The sequence below is a fragment of the Streptomyces sp. E11-3 genome (assembly GCF_046540415.1).
Classification (GTDB): Bacteria; Actinomycetota; Actinomycetes; order Streptomycetales; family Streptomycetaceae; genus Streptomyces.
The window spans coordinates 445,487-464,707 of the sequence record NZ_JAZGRL010000001.1; the positions used below are offsets into that span (position 1 = coordinate 445,487).

17 protein-coding genes are annotated in these 19,221 nt (G+C 71.2%); 8 read left to right on the plus strand and 9 right to left on the minus strand.

Going from position 1 to position 19,221, the window contains the following annotated elements; all coding sequences use genetic code 11:
- Positions 1–44 precede the first annotated feature (44 nt).
- A complete protein-coding gene (locus tag U9R90_RS02035) occupies positions 45–674 on the minus strand; it encodes a TetR/AcrR family transcriptional regulator (protein ID WP_411054615.1) in 630 nt (209 codons plus the stop codon).
- An 82-nt stretch (positions 675–756) separates the two neighbouring features.
- Entirely contained in the window at positions 757–2,007 is a 1,251-nt protein-coding gene (locus U9R90_RS02040) for an amino acid deaminase/aldolase (RefSeq protein WP_411054616.1), read from the minus strand.
- Between the two features lie 213 nt (positions 2,008–2,220).
- Here U9R90_RS02040 and U9R90_RS02045 point away from each other — a divergent pair, with 213 nt between their 5' ends.
- Positions 2,221–3,570, plus strand: a complete 1,350-nt coding sequence (locus U9R90_RS02045; RefSeq protein WP_411054617.1) for a D-arabinono-1,4-lactone oxidase — start codon at positions 2,221–2,223, stop codon at positions 3,568–3,570.
- Positions 3,571–3,600: 30 nt separating this feature from the next.
- Positions 3,601–5,046: an amidase gene (locus U9R90_RS02050; RefSeq protein ID WP_411054618.1), complete on the plus strand. Its 1,446-nt coding sequence runs from the start codon at positions 3,601–3,603 to the stop codon at positions 5,044–5,046.
- 36 nt (positions 5,047–5,082) lie between these two features.
- Here U9R90_RS02050 and U9R90_RS02055 read toward each other — a convergent pair whose 3' ends face one another.
- Complete coding sequence (locus tag U9R90_RS02055) at positions 5,083–6,150, minus strand: Lrp/AsnC family transcriptional regulator (protein ID WP_411054619.1); 1,068 nt, start codon at positions 6,148–6,150, stop codon at positions 5,083–5,085.
- Between the two features lie 101 nt (positions 6,151–6,251).
- On the opposite strand from U9R90_RS02055, the gene U9R90_RS02060 reads away from it, so the two are divergent.
- The 4 genes from U9R90_RS02060 (at position 6,252) to U9R90_RS02075 (ending at position 11,446) form a co-directional block, all read left to right on the plus strand.
- On the plus strand, positions 6,252–7,538 hold the full coding sequence (locus tag U9R90_RS02060) for an MFS transporter (protein ID WP_411054620.1): 1,287 nt from the start codon (positions 6,252–6,254) through the stop codon (positions 7,536–7,538).
- Positions 7,539–7,579: 41 nt separating this feature from the next.
- The gene (locus U9R90_RS02065) at positions 7,580–8,854 is read left to right on the plus strand and encodes an amidohydrolase (protein ID WP_411057608.1); all 1,275 of its coding nucleotides are present in this window, start codon (positions 7,580–7,582) and stop codon (positions 8,852–8,854) included.
- 42 nt (positions 8,855–8,896) lie between these two features.
- A complete protein-coding gene (locus tag U9R90_RS02070; protein ID WP_411054621.1) occupies positions 8,897–10,393 on the plus strand; it encodes an amidase in 1,497 nt (498 codons plus the stop codon).
- Between the two features lie 63 nt (positions 10,394–10,456).
- Positions 10,457–11,446 (plus strand): zinc-binding alcohol dehydrogenase family protein, encoded by a 990-nt coding sequence (locus tag U9R90_RS02075; RefSeq protein WP_411054622.1) that lies wholly within the window; start codon positions 10,457–10,459, stop codon positions 11,444–11,446.
- 179 nt (positions 11,447–11,625) lie between these two features.
- Here the strand turns inward: U9R90_RS02075 and U9R90_RS02080 are convergent, their stop codons facing one another.
- The 4 genes from U9R90_RS02080 to U9R90_RS02095 form a co-directional block, all read right to left on the minus strand.
- Entirely contained in the window at positions 11,626–12,540 is a 915-nt protein-coding gene (locus U9R90_RS02080; RefSeq protein WP_411054623.1) for a LysR family transcriptional regulator, read from the minus strand.
- 35 nt (positions 12,541–12,575) lie between these two features.
- A complete protein-coding gene (locus U9R90_RS02085) occupies positions 12,576–13,769 on the minus strand; it encodes a glycine C-acetyltransferase (protein ID WP_411054624.1) in 1,194 nt (397 codons plus the stop codon).
- A 169-nt stretch (positions 13,770–13,938) separates the two neighbouring features.
- Positions 13,939–14,967, minus strand: a complete 1,029-nt coding sequence (tdh, locus tag U9R90_RS02090) for an L-threonine 3-dehydrogenase (protein WP_411054625.1) — start codon at positions 14,965–14,967, stop codon at positions 13,939–13,941.
- A 268-nt stretch (positions 14,968–15,235) separates the two neighbouring features.
- Positions 15,236–15,814, minus strand: coding sequence for a Type-2Aa cytolytic delta-endotoxin (locus U9R90_RS02095; protein WP_411054626.1), 579 nt, complete (start codon positions 15,812–15,814; stop codon positions 15,236–15,238).
- Positions 15,815–15,999: 185 nt separating this feature from the next.
- On the opposite strand from U9R90_RS02095, the gene U9R90_RS02100 reads away from it, so the two are divergent.
- Positions 16,000–16,728 carry a nucleotidyltransferase domain-containing protein gene (locus U9R90_RS02100; protein WP_411054627.1) on the plus strand — a complete coding sequence of 243 codons (729 nt, stop codon included), beginning with the start codon at positions 16,000–16,002 and terminating at the stop codon, positions 16,726–16,728.
- 8 nt (positions 16,729–16,736) lie between these two features.
- Here U9R90_RS02100 and U9R90_RS02105 read toward each other — a convergent pair whose 3' ends face one another.
- The gene (locus U9R90_RS02105; RefSeq protein WP_411054628.1) at positions 16,737–17,633 is read right to left on the minus strand and encodes an aldo/keto reductase; all 897 of its coding nucleotides are present in this window, start codon (positions 17,631–17,633) and stop codon (positions 16,737–16,739) included.
- Positions 17,634–17,700: 67 nt separating this feature from the next.
- Between U9R90_RS02105 and U9R90_RS02110 the strand changes: the two genes are divergently transcribed.
- Entirely contained in the window at positions 17,701–18,696 is a 996-nt protein-coding gene (locus tag U9R90_RS02110; RefSeq protein WP_411054629.1) for a winged helix-turn-helix domain-containing protein, read from the plus strand.
- 86 nt (positions 18,697–18,782) lie between these two features.
- Here U9R90_RS02110 and U9R90_RS02115 read toward each other — a convergent pair whose 3' ends face one another.
- Complete coding sequence (locus tag U9R90_RS02115) at positions 18,783–19,190, minus strand: MerR family transcriptional regulator (protein WP_411054630.1); 408 nt, start codon at positions 19,188–19,190, stop codon at positions 18,783–18,785.
- Positions 19,191–19,221 lie beyond the last annotated feature (31 nt).

The window sequence follows — 19,221 nt, forward strand, 5'->3', positions numbered from 1 at the left end:
CAGAGATTGCGGCAGGGCGCATTCAGCGCGGATTCACGACGGTTTCAGTGCCCTGGAACCGGGGCTGCCCCGTGCACCGAGCCGGGTGCTGCGACGCTGATCAGGTGGTCGGCGTAGGTATCGAGGGCGGCCAGGGCCTGGGCGTCGTCGCGGTCGATCAGCCAGTTCAGGGTCAGGCCGTCCAGGAAGCTCAGGCCGACGCGGGCGAGCACGGGGATCTCCACCGTCCAGCGGATGTTCGCCAGGTCGGCGACGGCCGTGAGGTGGTCGATGTTGGCCTGGAGGTAGTGCTGGTACTGGCGGCGGGCCACGTCGGCGAGACCCGGCTCGCGCATCGCGTACTGGGTGAGCTCGTAGGTGACCAGGTGCTCTGCCGGGCGCGCGCGGATCCCCTCCCAGTACGCGTGCAGGGTGGAGCGGATGAGGTCGCGGGCGTCCGCGCCCTCGGGTGCGGCGGCCGGGGCGAAGGCGAGGGACCTGAGCATGATGCGTTCGATCACGCTGTGGAGGAGTTCCCGCTTGGAGCGGAAGCAGTAGTGGAAGGCGCCCAGCGGGAGCCCGGCCTCGCCGACGATGGCGCGGGTGGTGGCCTTGGCGACCCCGTCACTGATCATGACGCGGATGGCGGCCTCGACCAGCTGGTCGCGACGCTCGTCGGCCGACTGGCGGGCCATGTGGACTCCTCGGGTCACGGGGGCGGGCAGGTCAAGTCAGGGCAGGTGCACCGTACCCCGCTGCGGTCCGGTGCCCGGAGGGTCACAGGAAAGCGTGGCCCTCGCCCCGGTAGGTGGGGACGACGTCGACGATCCGGTCGCCCTCGACGAGGTGCAGCCGGTCCACGCGCTCGCACAGCTCGCCCGCCTTGGCGTGCCGGAACCACACGCGGTCGCCCAGGCGCAGCCGGTCGGCCGCCTCGCCGGTGAGCGGGGTCTGCACCTCACCGGCGCCCTCACTGGGCAGGAACCGCAGCCCGGTGGGCCACACGGGCGTAGGCAGTCGGTCGGCGCCCGGCGCGCCGGAGGCGACCCAGCCGCCGCCGAGGACGGTCACGTGACCGGGGGCGGGACGGCGGACGACGGGCAGCACGAAGTAGGCGGCGGGCAGCGGCCGGAACCGGCGGTAGTGGTCGAAGAGGCCGGGCGCGTACAGGCCCGATCCGGCGCCGAGTTCGGTGACGGCCGGCTCGTCGGAGGTGCTCTCCAGGCTGCCGGTGCCGCCGCCGTTGACGAACTCCAGGGGCGCCACCGTACGGACGGCCCGGACCGCGGCGGCGCGGCGTTCGCGCAGTTCGCGTGCGGAGAGCCGCTGCATCAGCCGGACGGCGGAGCGGGCCAGGGCGGGGCCGGGCTGGTTGTCGCCGACGCCGGCGATCTGGCCTTCGTACGACATGACGCCGACGAGCCGGAACCGCGGCCGGGCCAGGACCGCTCGCGCCAGATCGCGGGCCTGGTGGGCACTATGCACGGGTGAGCGGCGCATCCCCAGGTGGAGGCGGCCCCCGAGGAGGCGCAGGGACGCGTCGAGGTCGAGGCAGATCCGCAACGGCGGGCCGTCCGGGCCGACGGCCGAGGCGATCAGGTCCAGGTGCTCGACGCAGTCCACCATGAGCGTGACGCGTGCCGCGAGGGTGTCGTCGTGCGCGAGGCGGCGCAGCGCGTCCGGATCCGCGGACGGGTAGCCGACGAGGACGTCGTCGTGATGTCCGGCGAGCCAGAGTGCCTCGGGGAGGGTGAACGCCAGGATCCCGGAGAAGCCGGGCAGGCCGAGGATGTCGTCGACCAGTGGCCGGCAGCGCAGGGACTTGCTGGCCAGGCGGATGGGCTTGCCTCCCGAGCGCCGGGTCATCTGCTCGGCGTTGGCACGCAGGGCGCCGAGGTCGACAACCGCGAAGGGCGGTTGGAGGCCTGCGGTCGCCTCGCGCAGCGCCGCGAAGGAAGCCGGTGCCGTGGTGTGAGCGAGGCGGCGCCCGGTGTGCGTGGCGGCGTCGGTCGGGGTCGGACTTGCCATGGCGTACGGGCCTTTCTCGCGGCGGCCGGGCGGCGCCAACCTCTCTTGGTCAATCGTCCAAGTCAAGGGGTTGTACCTCTTGACTTGGACAGGCGTCCAAGTTCACTCTGCCGGGAATCATGCCCATGACCCGGAAACCGTGCCCAGGACCCGCGCACCCTGCCGGGCACGGGCGTCGACGGGCCGGCGATCCACGCGAAGGGACGTCCTGGAATGACCGAGATATGGCGCAACTGGGCAGGGAACGAGGCGGTTCGGCCCGGGCGGGTCCGGCGGCCGGGGAGCACGGCCGAGGTGGCCGACGCCGTCCTGGACGCGGTCCGGGACGGGCAGCGGGTCAAGCCGGTGGGTGCCGGGCACTCCTTCAGCCCGGCCGCCGTCGCTCCCGGTGTCCAGCTGCGCCTGGACCGCCTAGACGGCCTGCGCTCCGTCGACCCGGCGAGCGGCCTGGTCACGGTCGAGGCCGGGATGCCGCTGTGGAAGCTCGGCCCGCTGCTCGCCGAGCACGGGCTCGCCATGGAGATCATGGGGGACATCGACCGGCAGACCGTCTCAGGGGCGATCTCCACGGGGACGCACGGCTCGGGCCTGCGGTTCGGCGGGATGGCCACCCAGATCCGGGGACTGCGCCTGGTCCTCGCCGACGGATCGGTCGCCGACTGCTCCGCCGACGAACGGCCGGAACTGTTCCGGGCGGCGCGCGTCGGGCTCGGCGCGCTCGGAGTCCTCACCGAGGTCACGCTCCAGTGCGTCCCGGAATTCGCCCTGCACGCCCGGGACTCCGCGATGCCGGTCGACGAGACGCTCGGCCGTATCGACGAACTCACCGAGAACAACGACCACTTCGAGTTCTTCTGGTTCCCGCACAGCACCACCACACTCACCCGACGCTTCCGCCGACTGCCCGGCGACACCCCGCTCAAGCCGATCGGCGAGCTGAGCCGCCGCCTCGACGAGACCGTCAGCAACCTCGGCTTCGCGGCACTGTGCCGGCTCGGCACGAAGGTCCCCTCGCTGGTGCCGCCGATCACCCGGCTCGCCGCACGGGCGATGTCCACCCGGGAGTGGACCGACCTCTCCCCGCGGGTCTTCGCCTCACCTCGCGAAGTCCGCTTCCACGAGGGCGAGTTCGCCATCCCCCGCGAGCACGCGGTCGAAGCGCTCAGGGAGGTCGAGCGCTGGGTCCACGCCCACGACGAGCGGGTGTCCTTCCCGCTGGAGGTCCGGTTCACCGCCGCCGACGACATCTGGCTCTCCACGGCGCAGGGGCGCGAGACCTGCTACATCGCCTTCCACCAGTACCACCGCATGGCCTACCGCCGTTACTTCCAGGCGTGCGAGGACATCCTCGGCGCCTACGGCGGGCGCCCGCACTGGGGCAAGATGCATACGCTCGACGCCGAAGCCCTGCGCCCCCGCTACCCGCACTTCGACGACTTCGTGGCGCTACGGAACGCCCTCGACCCGACCGGACTCTTCGCCAACCCCTATCTCGACCGTGTCCTCGGTCTCGCCCCCGAGGCGACACCTGTCGTCCACGACGTCGTCACCCGCGCCGCCTGACCACGAGTTCGCCACCCGCTGGAGGCCTGCATGACCGCCCCCGTCCACCCGGAGATCTGCGACGCGCCCGCGACCGAGCTGGCCCGCCGACTGCGTTCCCGTGAGCTGTCCGCGCGCGAGGTCGTCACGGCGCACCTGGAACGCGTCGAGCAGCTCAATCCGAGGATCAACGCGATCGTCACCCTCACCGCCGACCAGGCGCTCAAGGAGGCGGCCGCCGCCGACGAGCGGCTCGCGCACGGCGAACCGGTCGGCCCGCTGCACGGCCTGCCCGTCGCGCACAAGGACACCCACAACACCGCGGGGATCCGCACCACCCACGGCTCCCCGGTCTTCGCCGAGTACGTCCCCGAGCGCGAGGACCTCAGCATCGAGCGTATGCGGGAGGCCGGCGCCATCACCTTGGGCAAGACCAACGTGCCCGAGTTCGGGGCCGGTTCGCACACCTTCAACCCGCTGTTCGGTCCCACGCGCAACCCGTACGACACCACGCGTTCGGCCGGTGGCAGCAGCGGCGGCGCGGCCGCTGCCCTCGCGGCCGGGCTTCACCCGCTCGCCGACGGCAGCGACATGGGCGGCTCCATCCGCAACCCGGCCTCGTTCTGCAACGTGGTGGGGCTGCGCCCGGCACCGGGCCGGGTGCCGCTGTGGCCGGACTTCACCCCGTACGCCACCCAGGTCGTCCAGGGCCCGATGGCCCGTACGGTCGCCGATGTGGCGCTGCTGCTCTCCGTCATGGCCGGGCCTGATCCCAGGTCCCCGATCGCGATCGACCAGGACGCGACCGCCTTCGCCGAACCCCTCGACTCCCGCGACTCCCGCGACTCCCGCGCTTCGGCGCCGCTGCGCGTGGCCTGGTCGCCCGACCTGGGCGGCGCCGCGCCCGTCGAACCGGCGGTGGCGACCGTCGTCGAGGCGGCGGCGCAGGTCTTCACCGGCCTGGGCTGCACCGTCGTGCGCGACTGTCCCGACTTCACGGGCGCCGACGACGTCTTCCGCGTCCTGCGGGGCTGGCAGATGGCGACGGTACTCGGCCCGGTCCTCCACGACCACCGCGACGAGGTCAAACCGTCGCTGCTGGCCAACATCGAGTTCGGGCAGCGGCTCAGCGGCGCCGACCTGGGGCGGGCGGAGCTCCTGCACGGCGAACTCTTCCACCGTATGCGGGAGTTCTTCACCCGGTACGACGTCCTCCTGCTGCCTGTCAGTCAACTCCCGCCGTTCCCCGTGGAGATCGAGTACCCGACCGAGGTCGCCGGTGTGGCCATGGAGGACTACCTGGACTGGATGCGATCCGCCTACTACGTCTCGGCCACCGGCTGCCCCTCGCTCGCCGTCCCCGCCGGATTCACCCCGGAGGGGCTCCCGGTGGGCGTCCAGCTCGTGGGCGCCCACCGCGGCGAGCTGTCCCTGCTGCGCGCCGGCCACAGGTTCGAGCAGGCCACCCGGCACGGCGACCGGCGACCGTCCTGGTAAGAGCCTGTTTCTGAACCCCCGCCCTGATGCCCCCGGTCAGATCCGCGGCGGCTCGACCGGGACGCGCCCGACGGTGCGGCCCTGGGCGTCAAGGAGCCAGCCCATCCGCTTCAGCGTGTGCAGGGCAGGAGTGCGGTCCTTGATCTCCAGGGCCGGGAACGCGTCGGCGAGCTGCGCCTCGAACGGGTCGATGCCCGCCAGACCGTGCAGCAGGACCTGGACCAGCAGGTTGTGCCGGCCGCTGACCGAGGCGCACAGGCGGACCTGCCGCAGCCGGGCCAGCGCCTGCGCCGTCGGTCCGAGCAGGCCGTGTGGCACGGCCATGCGGTAGATGACCAGCGTCGGCAGCCCGGCGAGTGGCTGCGCGAAGTCGCAGCGCAGCGTGATGTCCCCGTCGCGCAACATCCGCTGCACCCGACGGCGCGCCGTGTGCTCGCCAAGACCCGTCTGCGCCGCGAGCGCGGTGTAGCCGAGCCGCCCGTCGGCGCCGAGCGCCGTCAGCAGGGCCTCGTTCTCCCCGGACACCTGGCCGCTGTCGCCGGTGCCGTACGAGATCCGGTTCGGCGGTCCTGATACGCCCAGCTCGGCACGCGCGGCCGGTTCCATGGCCCGGATGCGCCAGTCGCCGCCCTCGCCGTACAGCGTGATGCCGACCCTCATCCGTGCGGACCGCACGCCCTTCAGGGAGCCGATGTGGTGGTTGACCGCCCGGCCGAGGGAGGACAGATCGGCCGCCCCGACCGACAGCAGGAGGTCGTAGTCGCCTGCCGTCTCATCGACGCTGAACACCCACGGCAGCGCGCTCACCGCCGCGCCGACCGCCGCGTGGTCGCGCGGCTTGCACCGCACCTCGACGAACGCCACGGTCGCGGTCCTCGCCGATGCGTAGGCGGTCACCCAGGCCAACCCGGCCGCCCGCAGGCGCTCCCAGCGCCGGGCAGCCGTGGTCGCGTCCATGCCGACGGCTCGCCCGATACGGGACCAGGGTGCACGCGGCGCCGACTGCAGCGCGTCGATCAGGGCGAGGTCCTGCTCCATGAACCGTTCACTGCCGTCGCCCGACAGGTCGGCGCTGTCGGAATCCGGTGACAGTGGCGACTCCACACAATTTTCCGGCGATTCCGCGAGTTCGTTCGTCACACACCGGATCTTAGGGGCACTTCCCGGTCGGCACCCGATTGCCGACCGCAGGCGAGAGGAGTGTCATGCCTGCTCCACCACCGCACACGGCCACCGCCGGCACCGCTGGCACGAGCCGTACGACCCGCACGACCCGCGTCACCATCGTCCTGCTCTTCTCCGCCTGGCTCGTCGACTACGCCGACCGGCTCGTCATCAACCTCGTACTGCCATCCCTCGGCGACGAGTTCGGGCTGAGTCTCGGCCAACAGGGCTTGGTGGTCTCCGCGTTCTTCCTCTCCTACGCGCTGTGCCAGATCCCCGGCGGAATGCTCGCCGACCGCTTCGGCGCCCGCCGGGTCGCCTTCTGGGCCCTGGTGACGTGGTCGGTTTTCACCGCCCTGACCGGCTTCGCCTGGTCCTTCGCGGCCCTGCTCGGCATGCGGTTCGCCTTCGGCGCGGCGGAGGGTGTGTTCCCTCCGGCCTCGATGAAACTGCTGACCGAACGCACCGTGCCCGAGGAGCGCATGGGCGCCAACGGCCTGATCATGAGCTCCAACGCCGTCGCCGGTGTCCTCACCCCGCTCCTCGTCGCCCCGCTCATCGCCGTCTTCGGCTGGCGCTCGGCGTTCTTCTCGACGGCCGCGCTCGGTGTCCTGGTCGTCGTGGCGGTACGGCTCTGGCTTCCCGAGCCGCTGGACCGTACCGAACCCGAGGCTCCGGAAGACCGCTACCGCGTCCGGGACGTGCTGCGCATCGGCGTGCTCTGGCGCTTCGCGCTCATCATGTTCGGCTACAACGTCATCATCTGGGGTCTCACCACCTGGGTCCCCTCCTATCTCAGCGAGGAGCGCGGCCTCCCGCTCACCACCGCCGGCCCCCTCCTCGCCCTGCCCGCACTCGCCGCCGCCGCGGCGACCATCATCGGCGGCCGGCTCGCCGACCGGCTGGAGGGCAACCACCGCAAGGTGATCGCACCCGCCATGACCGTCACCGCCGTCGCGCTGCCCCTGATGGCCTTCTCCTCGTCGCTCGTCGGCTTCGCGGTCTTCGGCACCCTCGCCGTCTTCAGCGCCTCCCTGGCCTACATGCCGATCTTCGCCGTGCCCCTGCGCGCCCTGCCGCCCGCCTACGTCGGCGTCGGCAGCGCCGTCATCATCTTCGGCGGGCAGGTCGCGGGCATGGTCGCCCCACCGGTGATGGGCGTCATCGCGGACGCGTTCTCCTTCGAGGCCGCCTTCCTCGCCCTCGTCCTCGGTGCCGTACTCGCCGCGGCGATGGCCCTCCTCACCCCGCAGACAACCGACGCGTTCCGTGCCGCCCTCGGCACAGCGTCCCCCACCCCCGCGACCACCACTACGGAGCTGTCATGACCACCATCACCCCCGTCCGCGACCACCACTACGGAGCTGTCATGACCACCATCACCCCCGTCACCCCCCTGCTCACCGGCCTCGCCGAGCGGCTGCCCGCACTGCGTGACCTGTACGAGGACCTGCACGCCCACCCCGAACTGTCCTTCCAGGAAGTGCGCACCGCCGGTGCCGTCGCCGCCCGCCTGCGTGAGCAGGGCTGGGAGGTGACCGAAGGCGTCGGTGGTACGGGGGTCGTCGGCGTCCTCACGGGCGGCGAGGGTCCCGTCGTGCTGCTCCGCGCCGACATGGACGCGCTCCCGGTGCGGGAGGAGACGGGTCTGCCGTACGCCTCCACCGTGCGGGCCGTGGACGGACACGGCAACGAGGTTCCCGTCATGCACGCCTGCGGCCACGACATGCACGTCACCTGTCTGCTCGGCGCCACCGCCCAGCTCGCCGAGAACCGCGAGCACTGGAGCGGCACCGTCGTCGCCGTCTTCCAGCCCGCCGAGGAGATCGGCGGAGCGCCCAAGATGATCGAGGACGGCTTCCTGGACCGCTTCCCCCGCGCCGACGTCTGCCTCGCCCAGCACGTGATGCCGGCCCCGGTGGGCTTCATCGCCACCCGGCCGGGCCCGCTGATGTCCGCCTCCGACGGTCTGCGGGTCCTGCTCCACGGCCGCGGCGGACACGGCTCCGCCCCCGAACTGACCGTGGACCCGGTCGTGATGGCCGCCGCGATCGTCATGCGCCTTCAGACGGTGGTCTCCCGCGAGGTCGGCGGAACCCAGACCGCGGTGGTGACGGTCGGCTCGATCCACAGCGGGACGAAGGAGAACATCATCCCGGACACGGCCGAGATGCTGATCAACATCCGCAGCACCACCCCCGCGGTACGCGACCGGGTCCTGGCCTCGGTCGAGCGCATCATCCGGGCGGAGGCCGCCGCGTCGGGAGCTCCGAAGGACCCCGAGATGACCCGCCTGCCCTCGTTCCCCGTCACGAACAACGACGCCGAGACCACCGCTGTCGTCACCGCGGCCCTCGGCGATGCTCTCGGCGCGGACCGGGTCATGACCCTGCCCCAGCCCTTCACCGGCAGCGAGGACTTCGGCGTCTTCGGCACCGCCCTCGGCGCCCCCTCCGTCATGTGGCACTTCGGTGGCGCGGACCCCGCCCTCTTCCAGGACATCGATCCCGACGACCTGCTGGAGAACGGCCTGCCCGCCACCATCCCGGCCAACCACTCCCCCCGCTACGCCCCGGTGCCCGACCCGACCATCGAGGTCGGCGTCACGGCGCTCCTCGCCGCCGCTGCTCACTGGCTGCGCTAGAGGCCGTCTCCCCCCTTTGCCCCCCGCCAGAAGGGACTCCGCGTGTCCGTCACCACCGCCGACGACAACCACCTCGGCTACCTCAGCGCGACCGAGGCCCTGCGCCTCTTCGCCGCCCGTGACCTCTCCCCCGTCGAGCTGATGCGCGCCGTCATCGAGCGCACCGAGAAGACCGAACCGGTCGTCAACGCCTTCACCGAGCGCCTCTTCGACGCGGCCCTGGACCAGGCGCGACACGCCGAGGACCGCTACCTCGGCAGGAACGGCCTGGAGCCCCGCCCGCTGGAGGGCATCCCGGTCGCGGCCAAGGAGAAGCACGCGATCCTCGGCCGCTCCCTCACCGAGGGGTCCCTCGCCCGCCGGGACGAGGTGGCGACCGAGAACGCCCCCGTCATCGACCGCATCCTCGACGCGGGCGGCGTCATCCACGCCCGTACCGCCACCCCCGAGTTCTCCATCGCCGCCTACACGCATTCCCGTATGTGGGGCGTCACCCGCAACCCGTGGAACCCCGACTTCACTCCGGGCGGCTCCTCCGGCGGTTCGGGCGCCTCGCTCGCGGCCGGCACGTCCCTGCTGGCCTCGGCATCGGACATCGGCGGCTCGACCCGCATCCCGGCCGCGTTCACCGGCACGGTCGGCTTCAAGGCGCCGTACGGCCGCAACCCCGGCCTCGGCGTACTCACGGCCGACCACTACCGAGGCGACGGCCCGATGGCCCGCACGGTCGACGACGTGATCGCCTTCCAGAACGTCCTGTCGGGCCCCGACCCCCGCGACCACACCTCCCTCCACCCCAAACTGACCCTGCCGACCGCCTACGACGACGTGACCGGCATGCGCATCGCCCTGTGCGTCCGTCTCGGCGAGTACGACGTCCACCCCGAGGTCGAGGCCAACACCCGCGCCTGCGCGCAGGCCCTCGCCGACGCGGGCGCGACCGTGGAGGAGATCACCCTCCCCTGGACGCACCACGACCTGCTCACCGCACTCGCGGGGCACTTCTCCACGATCCTCGGCGCCCTCGTCGTCGAGACCGCCGAACAGCACCGCGACCTGCTGACCCCGTACACGGTCGCCTTCGCCGATCTGATGACGTTCTCCCGCACTCAGGTGAGCTACCTCGACGCCCTGCGTGCCGAGCACCGGCTGCAACGCCAGCTCGCCACCGCCATGGACGGCTTCGACGCCCTGCTGTGCCCCACCACCGCGATCCCCGGCTGGCACGCCGCGGACGAACTCGCCGGGGACAGGGTCGTGGTGAACGGCGAGGAGGTGGCCGACACCCTGTGGTGCGCCATGACCAGCCCGTTCAACATCAACAACCGCTGCCCCGTCCTCAACGTCCCCTCCGGCATGTCGGCCTGGGGCATCCCCACGGGCCTCCAGATCGTCGGCCTCCCCTATGACGACCCCACGGTCTTCCGCGTCGGCAAGGCCCTGGAGACCGCCCGCCCCTGGTCGTACACCCAGAGCTCTCGGACGGGCCGGCGCACGCGCGAGCCTGGCAGGGGCCTTGGACATGGCGCGGCATGCTGAGTCTGATGGATGGCATCACGACGGTGGGCGGTGGCAGCGATGGGTGGGAGCGTTCCAGGGACCATGCGGGCCTGGGTGACCGACGGCCGTGGGGATCTTGCCCTCACCGAGTTGTCCGTCCCCGTTCCCGCCGCGGACGAACTGCTGGTCCGCGTGCGGGTGTGCGGGGTGTGCCGGACCGATCTGCATGTCCGGGACGGTGACCTGGCGCCGCACCGGGAGCGGGTGGCGCCGGGCCACGAGGTGGTCGGTGACGTCGTCGCGGTCGGCGCGCGGGTGAGCGCGCTTGTGGTCGGGGCGCGTGTCGGGATCGCCTGGCTGCGCCGGACCTGCGGGACCTGCCGCTTCTGCGTGCGGGGCCGGGAGAACCTGTGCCCGTCATCGCTCTACACGGGATGGGACGCGCACGGCGGTTATGCCGAGTACGCCACCGTTCCCGCGGCCTACGCCTACGAACTGCCCTCCGGGTACGAGGACGAAGAGCTCGCCCCGCTGCTGTGCGCCGGCATCATCGGCTACCGGGCCCTGCGCCGCGCCGAGGTGCCCGATGGCGGCCGTCTCGGCATCTACGGCTTCGGGGCCTCCGCCCACCTCACACTGCAGGTCGCCGTCGGTCTGGGCGCCCGCGTCCACGTTCTCACCCGCTCCCCGGCCGCCCAGGCTCTCGCTCTCGAACTCGGTGCCGCCTCGTCCGGTGACGCCGCCGCAGGGCCGCCCGAACCGCTGGACGCGGCCATCCTCTTCGCTCCGGTGGGCGACCTGGTGCCGACGGCCCTTGAGGCGCTGGACGCGGGCGGCACGCTCAGCATCGCCGGAATCCACCTCTCCGACATCCCGCCGCTCCGCTACCAGCGCCACCTCTTCCGCGAACGCACCGTGCGCTCCGTCACGGCCAACACCCGCCAAGACGGCAGGGAGTTCCTCGCCGCCGCGGCCGAACACCGCCTCCACGTGGCCCGTACCGCTTACGACTTCACCCACGCGGACGGAGCCTTGGACGACCTCGCCGCAGGCCGGATCAACGGAGTGGCCGTACTGCGCCTGCCGACCTGACGGCCGGTGTATGCACGGGTGCCGACCGCATGACGCGGGTCATGCCCTTCTGGGCCCGCACCTCAGCCGCCGGCCGCATGACGCGGGTCATACCCTTCTGGGCCTGCACCTCAGCCGCCGGCCGGAAGTGGACGGTGGTGGCCCGCCCCGCACGAGCTCGGGCCGCATCCGGCCAGCCGTCAGTCCGTGGACAGGCCCGCCGCGGTGTGGGCGAGGGCGTCGAGTACCGGCCGGATCAACGGGTGGGTCTCCGCGCCGCGGCGCACCGCGGCGAAGACGCGACGGGTCGCCGCCGGGCCTGACACGGCCCGGACCACGGTGTCCCGCAGCTCCATCCCGCGCAGCGCGGAGCGCGGCACGAGCGCGACGCCCGCACCGGCGCCCGCCAGTGCGACGACGGCACGGAAGTCGTCCGACAGATGCACGAGCCGGGGCTGGAAACCTGCCAGCTCGCAGGCGAGGAGCACCATGTCGTGGCAGGGGTTGCCCGGATAGGGACCGATCCAGTCACTGTCGTCGAGCCAGGCGAGTTCGACCCGTTCGCGGCCTGCGAGGGGGTGGTCGGCGCGCAGTACGGCGTCGAACGGCTCCGCGTACAGCGGCACCCGGGACAGCCGCTGGTCGTCGGCGCCCGGCGCGCCCCGGTACTCGACGGCGACCGCGAGGTCGGCCTCGCCGTCCAGGACGAGCGGCAGGCTCTCGTCGCCTTCGGCGTCTCGGACGCGTACCCGAATGCCCGGATGGGTCTCGGACAGCCGTCCCAGGGTCGGTGCGACGACCTCGGCGATGCCGGTGGCGAACGCGGCGACGCTGACCTCACCGGCGGCTCCGCCCGCGTACGCGGCGAGCTCCGCCTCGGCCCGCTCGAGTTGGGCGAGCATGGCATGGGTGTGGACGAGCAGGATCTCCCCCGCGGCCGTCAGGGTCACCCCCTTGCCGCTGCGGATCAGCAAAGTGTGGCCGGTCTCCTTTTCCAGCGCGTTGAGCTGCTGGGAGACGGCGGACGGGGTGAGGTACAGCGCGGAGGCCGCGGCGGTCACCGTACGGTGGTCCGCCACGGCCCGTAGGACGCGTAGCCGGCGGGGGTCGATCACCCGGCCATCTTGCCAGCCGGCTCCGGCTCGTCGTCTCAGCGCTTGAACGCCTGGCGTGCGTCGACGAAGGCGGCGACGGCGCGCTCGACGTCCTCGGTGGAGTGGGCCGCGGACAGCTGGACCCGGATCCGTGCCTGGCCCATGGGGACGACCGGGTAGGAGAAGCCGATGACGTACACGCCGCGCTCCAGCAGCAGCTCGGCCATCCGGCCCGCCTCCGCGGCGTCTCCGATCATGACGGGTGCGATCGCGTGGTCGCCGGGCAGGATCTCGAAGCCGGCGTCGGTCATCTTCGTACGGAACAGCTTGGTGTTGGCGGCGAGCTTGTCCCGCAGATCACCGGCCGACTCCAGCAGGTCGAGGACCTTGAGCGATGCGGCGGCGATCACCGGGGCGAGGGAGTTGGAGAAGAGGTACGGGCGGGAGCGCTGGCGCAGCAGCTCGACGATCTCGGCGCGGGCGGCGACATAGCCGCCGGAGGCGCCGCCGAGTGCCTTGCCGAGGGTGCCGGTGATGATGTCGACGCGGTCCATCACTCCGTGCAGCTCGGGGGTGCCGCGTCCGCCGGGGCCGACGAAGCCGACAGCGTGCGAGTCGTCGACCATGACCATGGCGTCGTAGCGGTCGGCCAGATCGCAGATCTCGCGGAGCGGGGCGACGTAGCCGTCCATGGAGAACACGCCGTCGGTGACGATGAGGCGGCGGCGCGCTTCCTGGGTCTCCTGGAGCTGCTTCTCCAGGTCGGCCATGTCCCGGTTGGCATAGCGGTGACGGCGGGCCTTGGACAGCCGGATGCCGTCGATGATCGAGGCGTGGTTGAGGGCGTCGGAGATGACGGCGTCCTCGGGACCGAGGAGGGTCTCGAAGACTCCGCCGTTGGCGTCGAAGCAGGACGAGTAGAGGATCGTGTCCTGCTGTCCGAGGAACACCGACAGCCGCTGCTCCAACTCCTTGTGGATCTCCTGCGTGCCGCAAATGAAGCGGACGGAGGCCATGCCGTAGCCCCAGCGGTCGAGCGCGTCCTTGGCCGCGGCGACGACGTCGGGGTGGTCGGCGAGGCCGAGGTAGTTGTTGGCGCAGAAGTTGAGTACGTCACCGGGCGCGGCGCCGGCCGTCACGGCGACGGACGCGCTCTGCGGGGTGCCGATGACCCGCTCGGGCTTGTAGAGACCGGCGTCGCGGATCTCGTCGAGGGTGACGCGGAGGTCGTCTCGGACGGACGCGTACATGAGGGATTCTCCTTGGGCAGGGGCGCGGAGGTGGGGTGGCGGGAGAGGGCTGTTGTCCGGGCTGGACAGGTATTAAGGGCTGGCCAGACAGGTCCTGGGGCCTGGCAGGTCCGGGGGCTGGACTGGTCCGGCTGGACGAGCTGGATGAGCCGGACGAGCCGGACGGCCTCTATGCGGTCCAATCGAGGATGATCTTGCCGCTGCGGGCGGTGGCGGCCTCGTCGAACGCCGCGTTGAAGTCCTGGTAGCCGTAGCTGCCGGTGATCACGGGGCTGAGGTCGAGTCCGCCCTCCAGCAGGACCGTCATCGCGTACCAGGTCTCGAACATCTCACGGCCGTAGATGCCCTTGATCGTGATCATCGAGGTCACGATCTTCGACCAGTCGACGGCGAATTCCTGCGCGGGCAGGCCCAGCATCGCGATACGGCCGCCGTGCGTCATGTTGTCGACCATGTCACGCATGGCCTCAGGGCGGCCGGACATCTCCAGGCCGATGTCGAAGCCCTCCTTGAGACCGAGCTGCCGCTGGGCCGCTGCGATGTCGGTCTCGGCCACGTTCACCGCGAGGGTCGCGCCCGCCTTGCGGGCGAGGGCCAGCCGGGACTCGCTGACATCAGTGATCACCACGTTGCGCGCGCCGGCGTGCCGGGCGACGGCCGCGGCCATGATGCCGATGGGGCCCGCTCCGGTGATCAGTACGTCCTCGCCGACGAGCGGGAAGGACAGCGCGGTGTGCACGGCGTTGCCGAACGGGTCGAAGATCGCGGCGACGTCCAGGTCGACCTTGGTGCGGTGGACCCACACGTTGGAGGCGGGCAGCGCGACGTACTCCGCGAACGCGCCGTCACGGCCGACGCCGAGGCCGACGGTGCTCCGGCACAGATGGCGGCGCCCGGCAAGGCAGTTGCGGCACTTCCCGCACACCAGGTGGCCCTCGCCGCTCACCACGTCGCCGACCGCGATATCCGTGACGTCGGCGCCGACCGCCGCGACCTCGCCGACGAACTCGTGCCCGAGGACGCGGGGCGTGGTGACGGACTGCTGCGCCCAGCCGTCCCACGATCTGATGTGCAGGTCGGTGCCGCAGATGCCGGTACGCAGCACCTTGATCAGCACGTCCGAGGGGCCGGTCTCGGGCTCCGGCACGTCCATGAGCCAGAGGCCGGGCTCGGCGTACTGCTTGACAAGTGCCTTCATCGGGGCGGCTCCAGGCAGGGGCGACGGGACTGATCGGCTACCGAAAAGGCGGTACCGGTCCGTGAACGCGCTCCAATCTGCCCAGCGCGGAGCGTCGCGTCCATCGACGCTTTCTTAAGCGGGCCCACAGCGCAGCTTCACGCCCGGCGGGTACGGGCCGATTCCCTGGTCCTTGGTCGAGGCTCTGCGCTCCATCGCCACGCTGCACAAGGTCAGACACCTCAGTGGCCCGGAACGGCCCGGGACGGCGGGCCGACACGCGTCGCGGTCAAGCCGCGAGCGACAGTCCCTGACGCAGCACGATCGCGTTGAGCCGGATCGAGAACGGCACCACGTCCATGATTTCCAGGGCGCCAGCCCGGTCCTTGTCCACGCCGAGGGTCACATCGATGCAGAACGCGATCGTGTACAGGTACTCGCCGGTCTCGGCGTCCTGCAGGGCGAAGAGAAGGTCCCGGTAGTAACTGGTGCGGTCCGCGCCTTCCTCGTAGTACGACAGTCCCGGCGCGCCCTCCTGCGCGGCGAGCCCGGTGAAGGCGCGGATGAGCTCCTGCTCGACGGTCTCCCAGAAGCCCGCCTCGGCGAACTCCGCGGGCAGCGCCTGCCGTACCGCCTCCTTCAGCGACAGCACCATCACCATGACGGGGGCGCTCTCCTGGAGCCCCCAGCCGCGGATCATCTTCACGATCTCACTGCCGGGCACGGCGGCGGCCGCCTCCCGGATGTGCGCGAAGTCGAAGTTGACGGTCGCGGGAGCGATCGCCTCCTGGAACAACCGGTCGACGGCCCGGGCCTGTTCGAGGTGCTCCGCCCCCACCTCGATGACGGTTCTGAAACTTGCGGCCATGCTTCCTCCTGCGGGTGCAGCGGTGATCAAGAGCGGCCAGTATGCCGACGATCGCCGCCGTGGAGCACCACCGTCCCGCGCTGCGGACGCCCGACCGCTTCAGGCGGCTCGACCGGGGCAGACCGCAGCCAGGCGTGCGCCTGGGCCCTGGCGTGCGTTCGCGGCGGATGGCACGATGAGCGCCCATGCACGATCAAGGAACTGCTGCCGCTCAGGCTCTGCGCTTGGTTACGACCCGCTTCCCGGATGCCCTGGGTGCCACGCTGGGGGGATCGGCTGCGCAGGGTCGCGCTACTTCGTCCAGCGACTTGGACGTGGCCATCCTCCTGCCGGACTCGGACATCAGCCGCCGTGAGGTCGTACGCCATGAGGGTCGCCTGGCAGAGCTGTTCCTGAACACCCTTGTCGACATACCGGAATTCTTCGAGTGGGACAGGGCCCGCCGCCGCGGCACGGTCCTGTTCATCTATGACCAGGGTCTGCCGTTGATGGACCCGCACGGCGATCTTTCCCGTACGCGCGCACAGGCCCGAGCGGTGCTCGCGGCCGGTCCGCCGCCGCTTACGTCGGCGGAATGGGAACGAGGCCGCTACGGCCTGACCTGCTTCATGGACGACCTGGTCGACACCCCGTCGGCCAACCGGTATGAACAGCTGTGCCTCGCCGACTTCACCCTGCGCGAGGCGGCGCACCTGCTCACTGCGTACCACGGCGCCTGGACGGGCATCGGCAAGTGGTTGCCCCGCAGAGTGCTGAGCGCGGACCCGGTACGGGGAAAGGCTCTGCTGGACGGCCATCAAGCTCTGGCGGAACACGCCGATCCCACCCCGTTGGCGACGGCGGCCGAGGAGGTACTCGACCTGCTCGGCGGACCGCTGAGGGACGGGTACGCACATCGCTGGCGCGGCGCCTGACTGCCTGGTCAGTGGAGGGGGTCCAGGGCCGTGAGTTCTTCCTCCGACAGACGCAGGGAACCGACGGCGACGTTCTGGGTGAGGTGGTCGAGGTCGCCAGTGCCGGGGATGGCCAGGACGTGGGGGCCCTGGTGCAGGGTCCACGCGAGCCGGATCTGGGCTGTGCTCACCCCGTGGGCGCGGGCGATGGCGTGCACCTCCGGGCTGTGGTCGGTGGTCGCGCCCCCTTCGCGTCCAGTGCCGGCGATCGAGTAGAACGGCACGAACGCGACGCGTTGCTCACCGCAGATGCCCAGGAACTCCTTCTGCTCGGGTGATGCGCCGATGCCGTACATGTTCTGGACGCAGACCACCGGTGCGATGGTCTGGGCCTCGGCGAGGTGGTGGGGGCGGACGTTGGACAGGCCCAGGTGACGGATGAGCCCGGCCTCGCGCAGTTCGGCGAGTGCCCCGAAGCGTTCGGCGATCGAGTCGGTGCCGACGATGCGCAGGTTCACCACGTCGAGGTGGTCGCGGCCGAGCTGGCGCAGGTTCTCCTCGACCTGGCCGCGCAGCTGCTCGGGGGTGGCGTGCGGCAGCCACTGGCCTGAAGGGTCGCGGCCCGGTCCGACCTTGGTGGTGATGACGAGGTCGTCCGGGTAGGGGGCGAGTGCCTGGTTGATCAGCTCGTTGGCGGAGCGCAGCGGGGAGAAGTAGAACGCGGCGGTGTCGATGTGGTTCACGCCGAGCTCGACCGCGCGGCGCAGCACACTGATCGCCTGGTCGCGGTCGCGTGGGACGGCACCGGCAGCGAACGCCTCGCCATGCTGCGGCAGGCGCATCGCGCCGAAGCCGATCCGGTTGACCGTCAGGTCGCCGAGCTTCCAGGTGCCCGATGCCGCCGCAGTGATCGTCTGTGAGGTCATGGCGGGATGATCTCCGCACAGTAGGCTGGCCCGCCATTGATTCATATATGCCTGAATCCATTGAGGAGTGGTTGTCCTGGCAGAGCTGGTGTTCTCGGCGAGCGATCTGGCGCAGGTGCGGTTCGCCGTGTCACCGATGTGGGAGGTTGCGCCCAGCTTCCGGCTGCTGACGTCCGCCGCCGCGCATCCGGTCCACCGGCCCTGGGCCGACCAGGTACGGTCACGCGTGATGGCCGCCGGGCTGGACCGAGGCTGGCTCTCCGAGCTGATCCCGCCCACCGGCTACGTCCCCGACTTCCTCAACCCGGCCCCCACCGGACCGGCACCCACCCCGGCGGCAGAGCTGGATGCGATCCGGGCCGCACCCGCCGACCGGGTACGCAAGGATCTCGACCACCTGGCCCGTCACCAGGGGTACCTGGGTCCCCGGCTGCGGAGTCTGCATGCCGCCCCGCAGACCCGCCTGGCCAACCTCACAGAAGAAATCGAAACGTACTGGGAGCTGGCGCTGGCCCCTTATTGGGCACGGATCCGGGAAGTGCTGGACGCAGACATCTTCTACCGGGCTCGTATGGTCGCCGAGCACGGTGCCGGCTGCCTCCTCAACGACCTGCACACGTCAGTGAGCTGGGACGACAACGCCTTGCGGATGGCCCGCCGAAAACAGCCGCTGACCCGCACGACCGCAGGCACGGGACTGCTGCTGATCCCCTCGGCCTTCACCGGACCGGGGCTGCGCACCCGAACGACACTGCCTGACCCACCCCAACTCGCCTATCCGGCACGCGGCATCGGCTCCCTGTGGACAGCGCGCCCCGCACCCCGCACCGAGGCCCTCTCAGCCGTACTGGGCCGCTCACGGACCCTGCTACTGACCGAACTGGAGACCCCGTCCTCCACCACACAGTTGGCCCACCGCACCGGCCTCTCCCCCGCAGGGATATCCCAATCCCTCACCGCGCTGCGTAAAGCGGGCCTGGTCACCGCCCACCGCGCGGGCCGCTCCGTCCTCTACGCCCGCACCACCGCAGCCGACACCCTCCTCCAAGCCGCCTCCACCTGACCTCACGCCAACCCCTCCGAAGAACTTCCGGGGCTGGCCGCTAAGCGGTTACGGCGTGATCGGACGCGCACGGGCATCCGGGATGCTCAGGCGGGGACGGGTTCCTGGTCAGGATCGTCAAAGGGGGGATAGCTCTCGCCGCCCATGCGATCGGCCGCATCAATGTAGGTGGCCAGAGCGTCGCGGGATTGAGCGATCCTTTCCATCTGATCGTCCAGTCGCCGCAGCCGTGACCGCATCGCGGCCAGCAACTCGGGACACCCGGGCAGCTCCGGGGCCTCTCCGACCGCACAGGGCAGCAGGTACGCGATGTCCTCGGAGGACAGACCGGCTCCAAGCAGGTGTCGGATCTGCTTCACCCGCAGCACGGCGTTCTCGTCGTACTCACGGTATCCGTTCGCCCGACGGTCTGCCTCCAGCAGGCCCTGGGCCTCGTAGTACCGCAACTGATGGGCGTTGACGCCCGTCCGACGACCCAGCTCCCCGATCCGCATCGAACCTCACTTGACCTTCACACCGGTATCA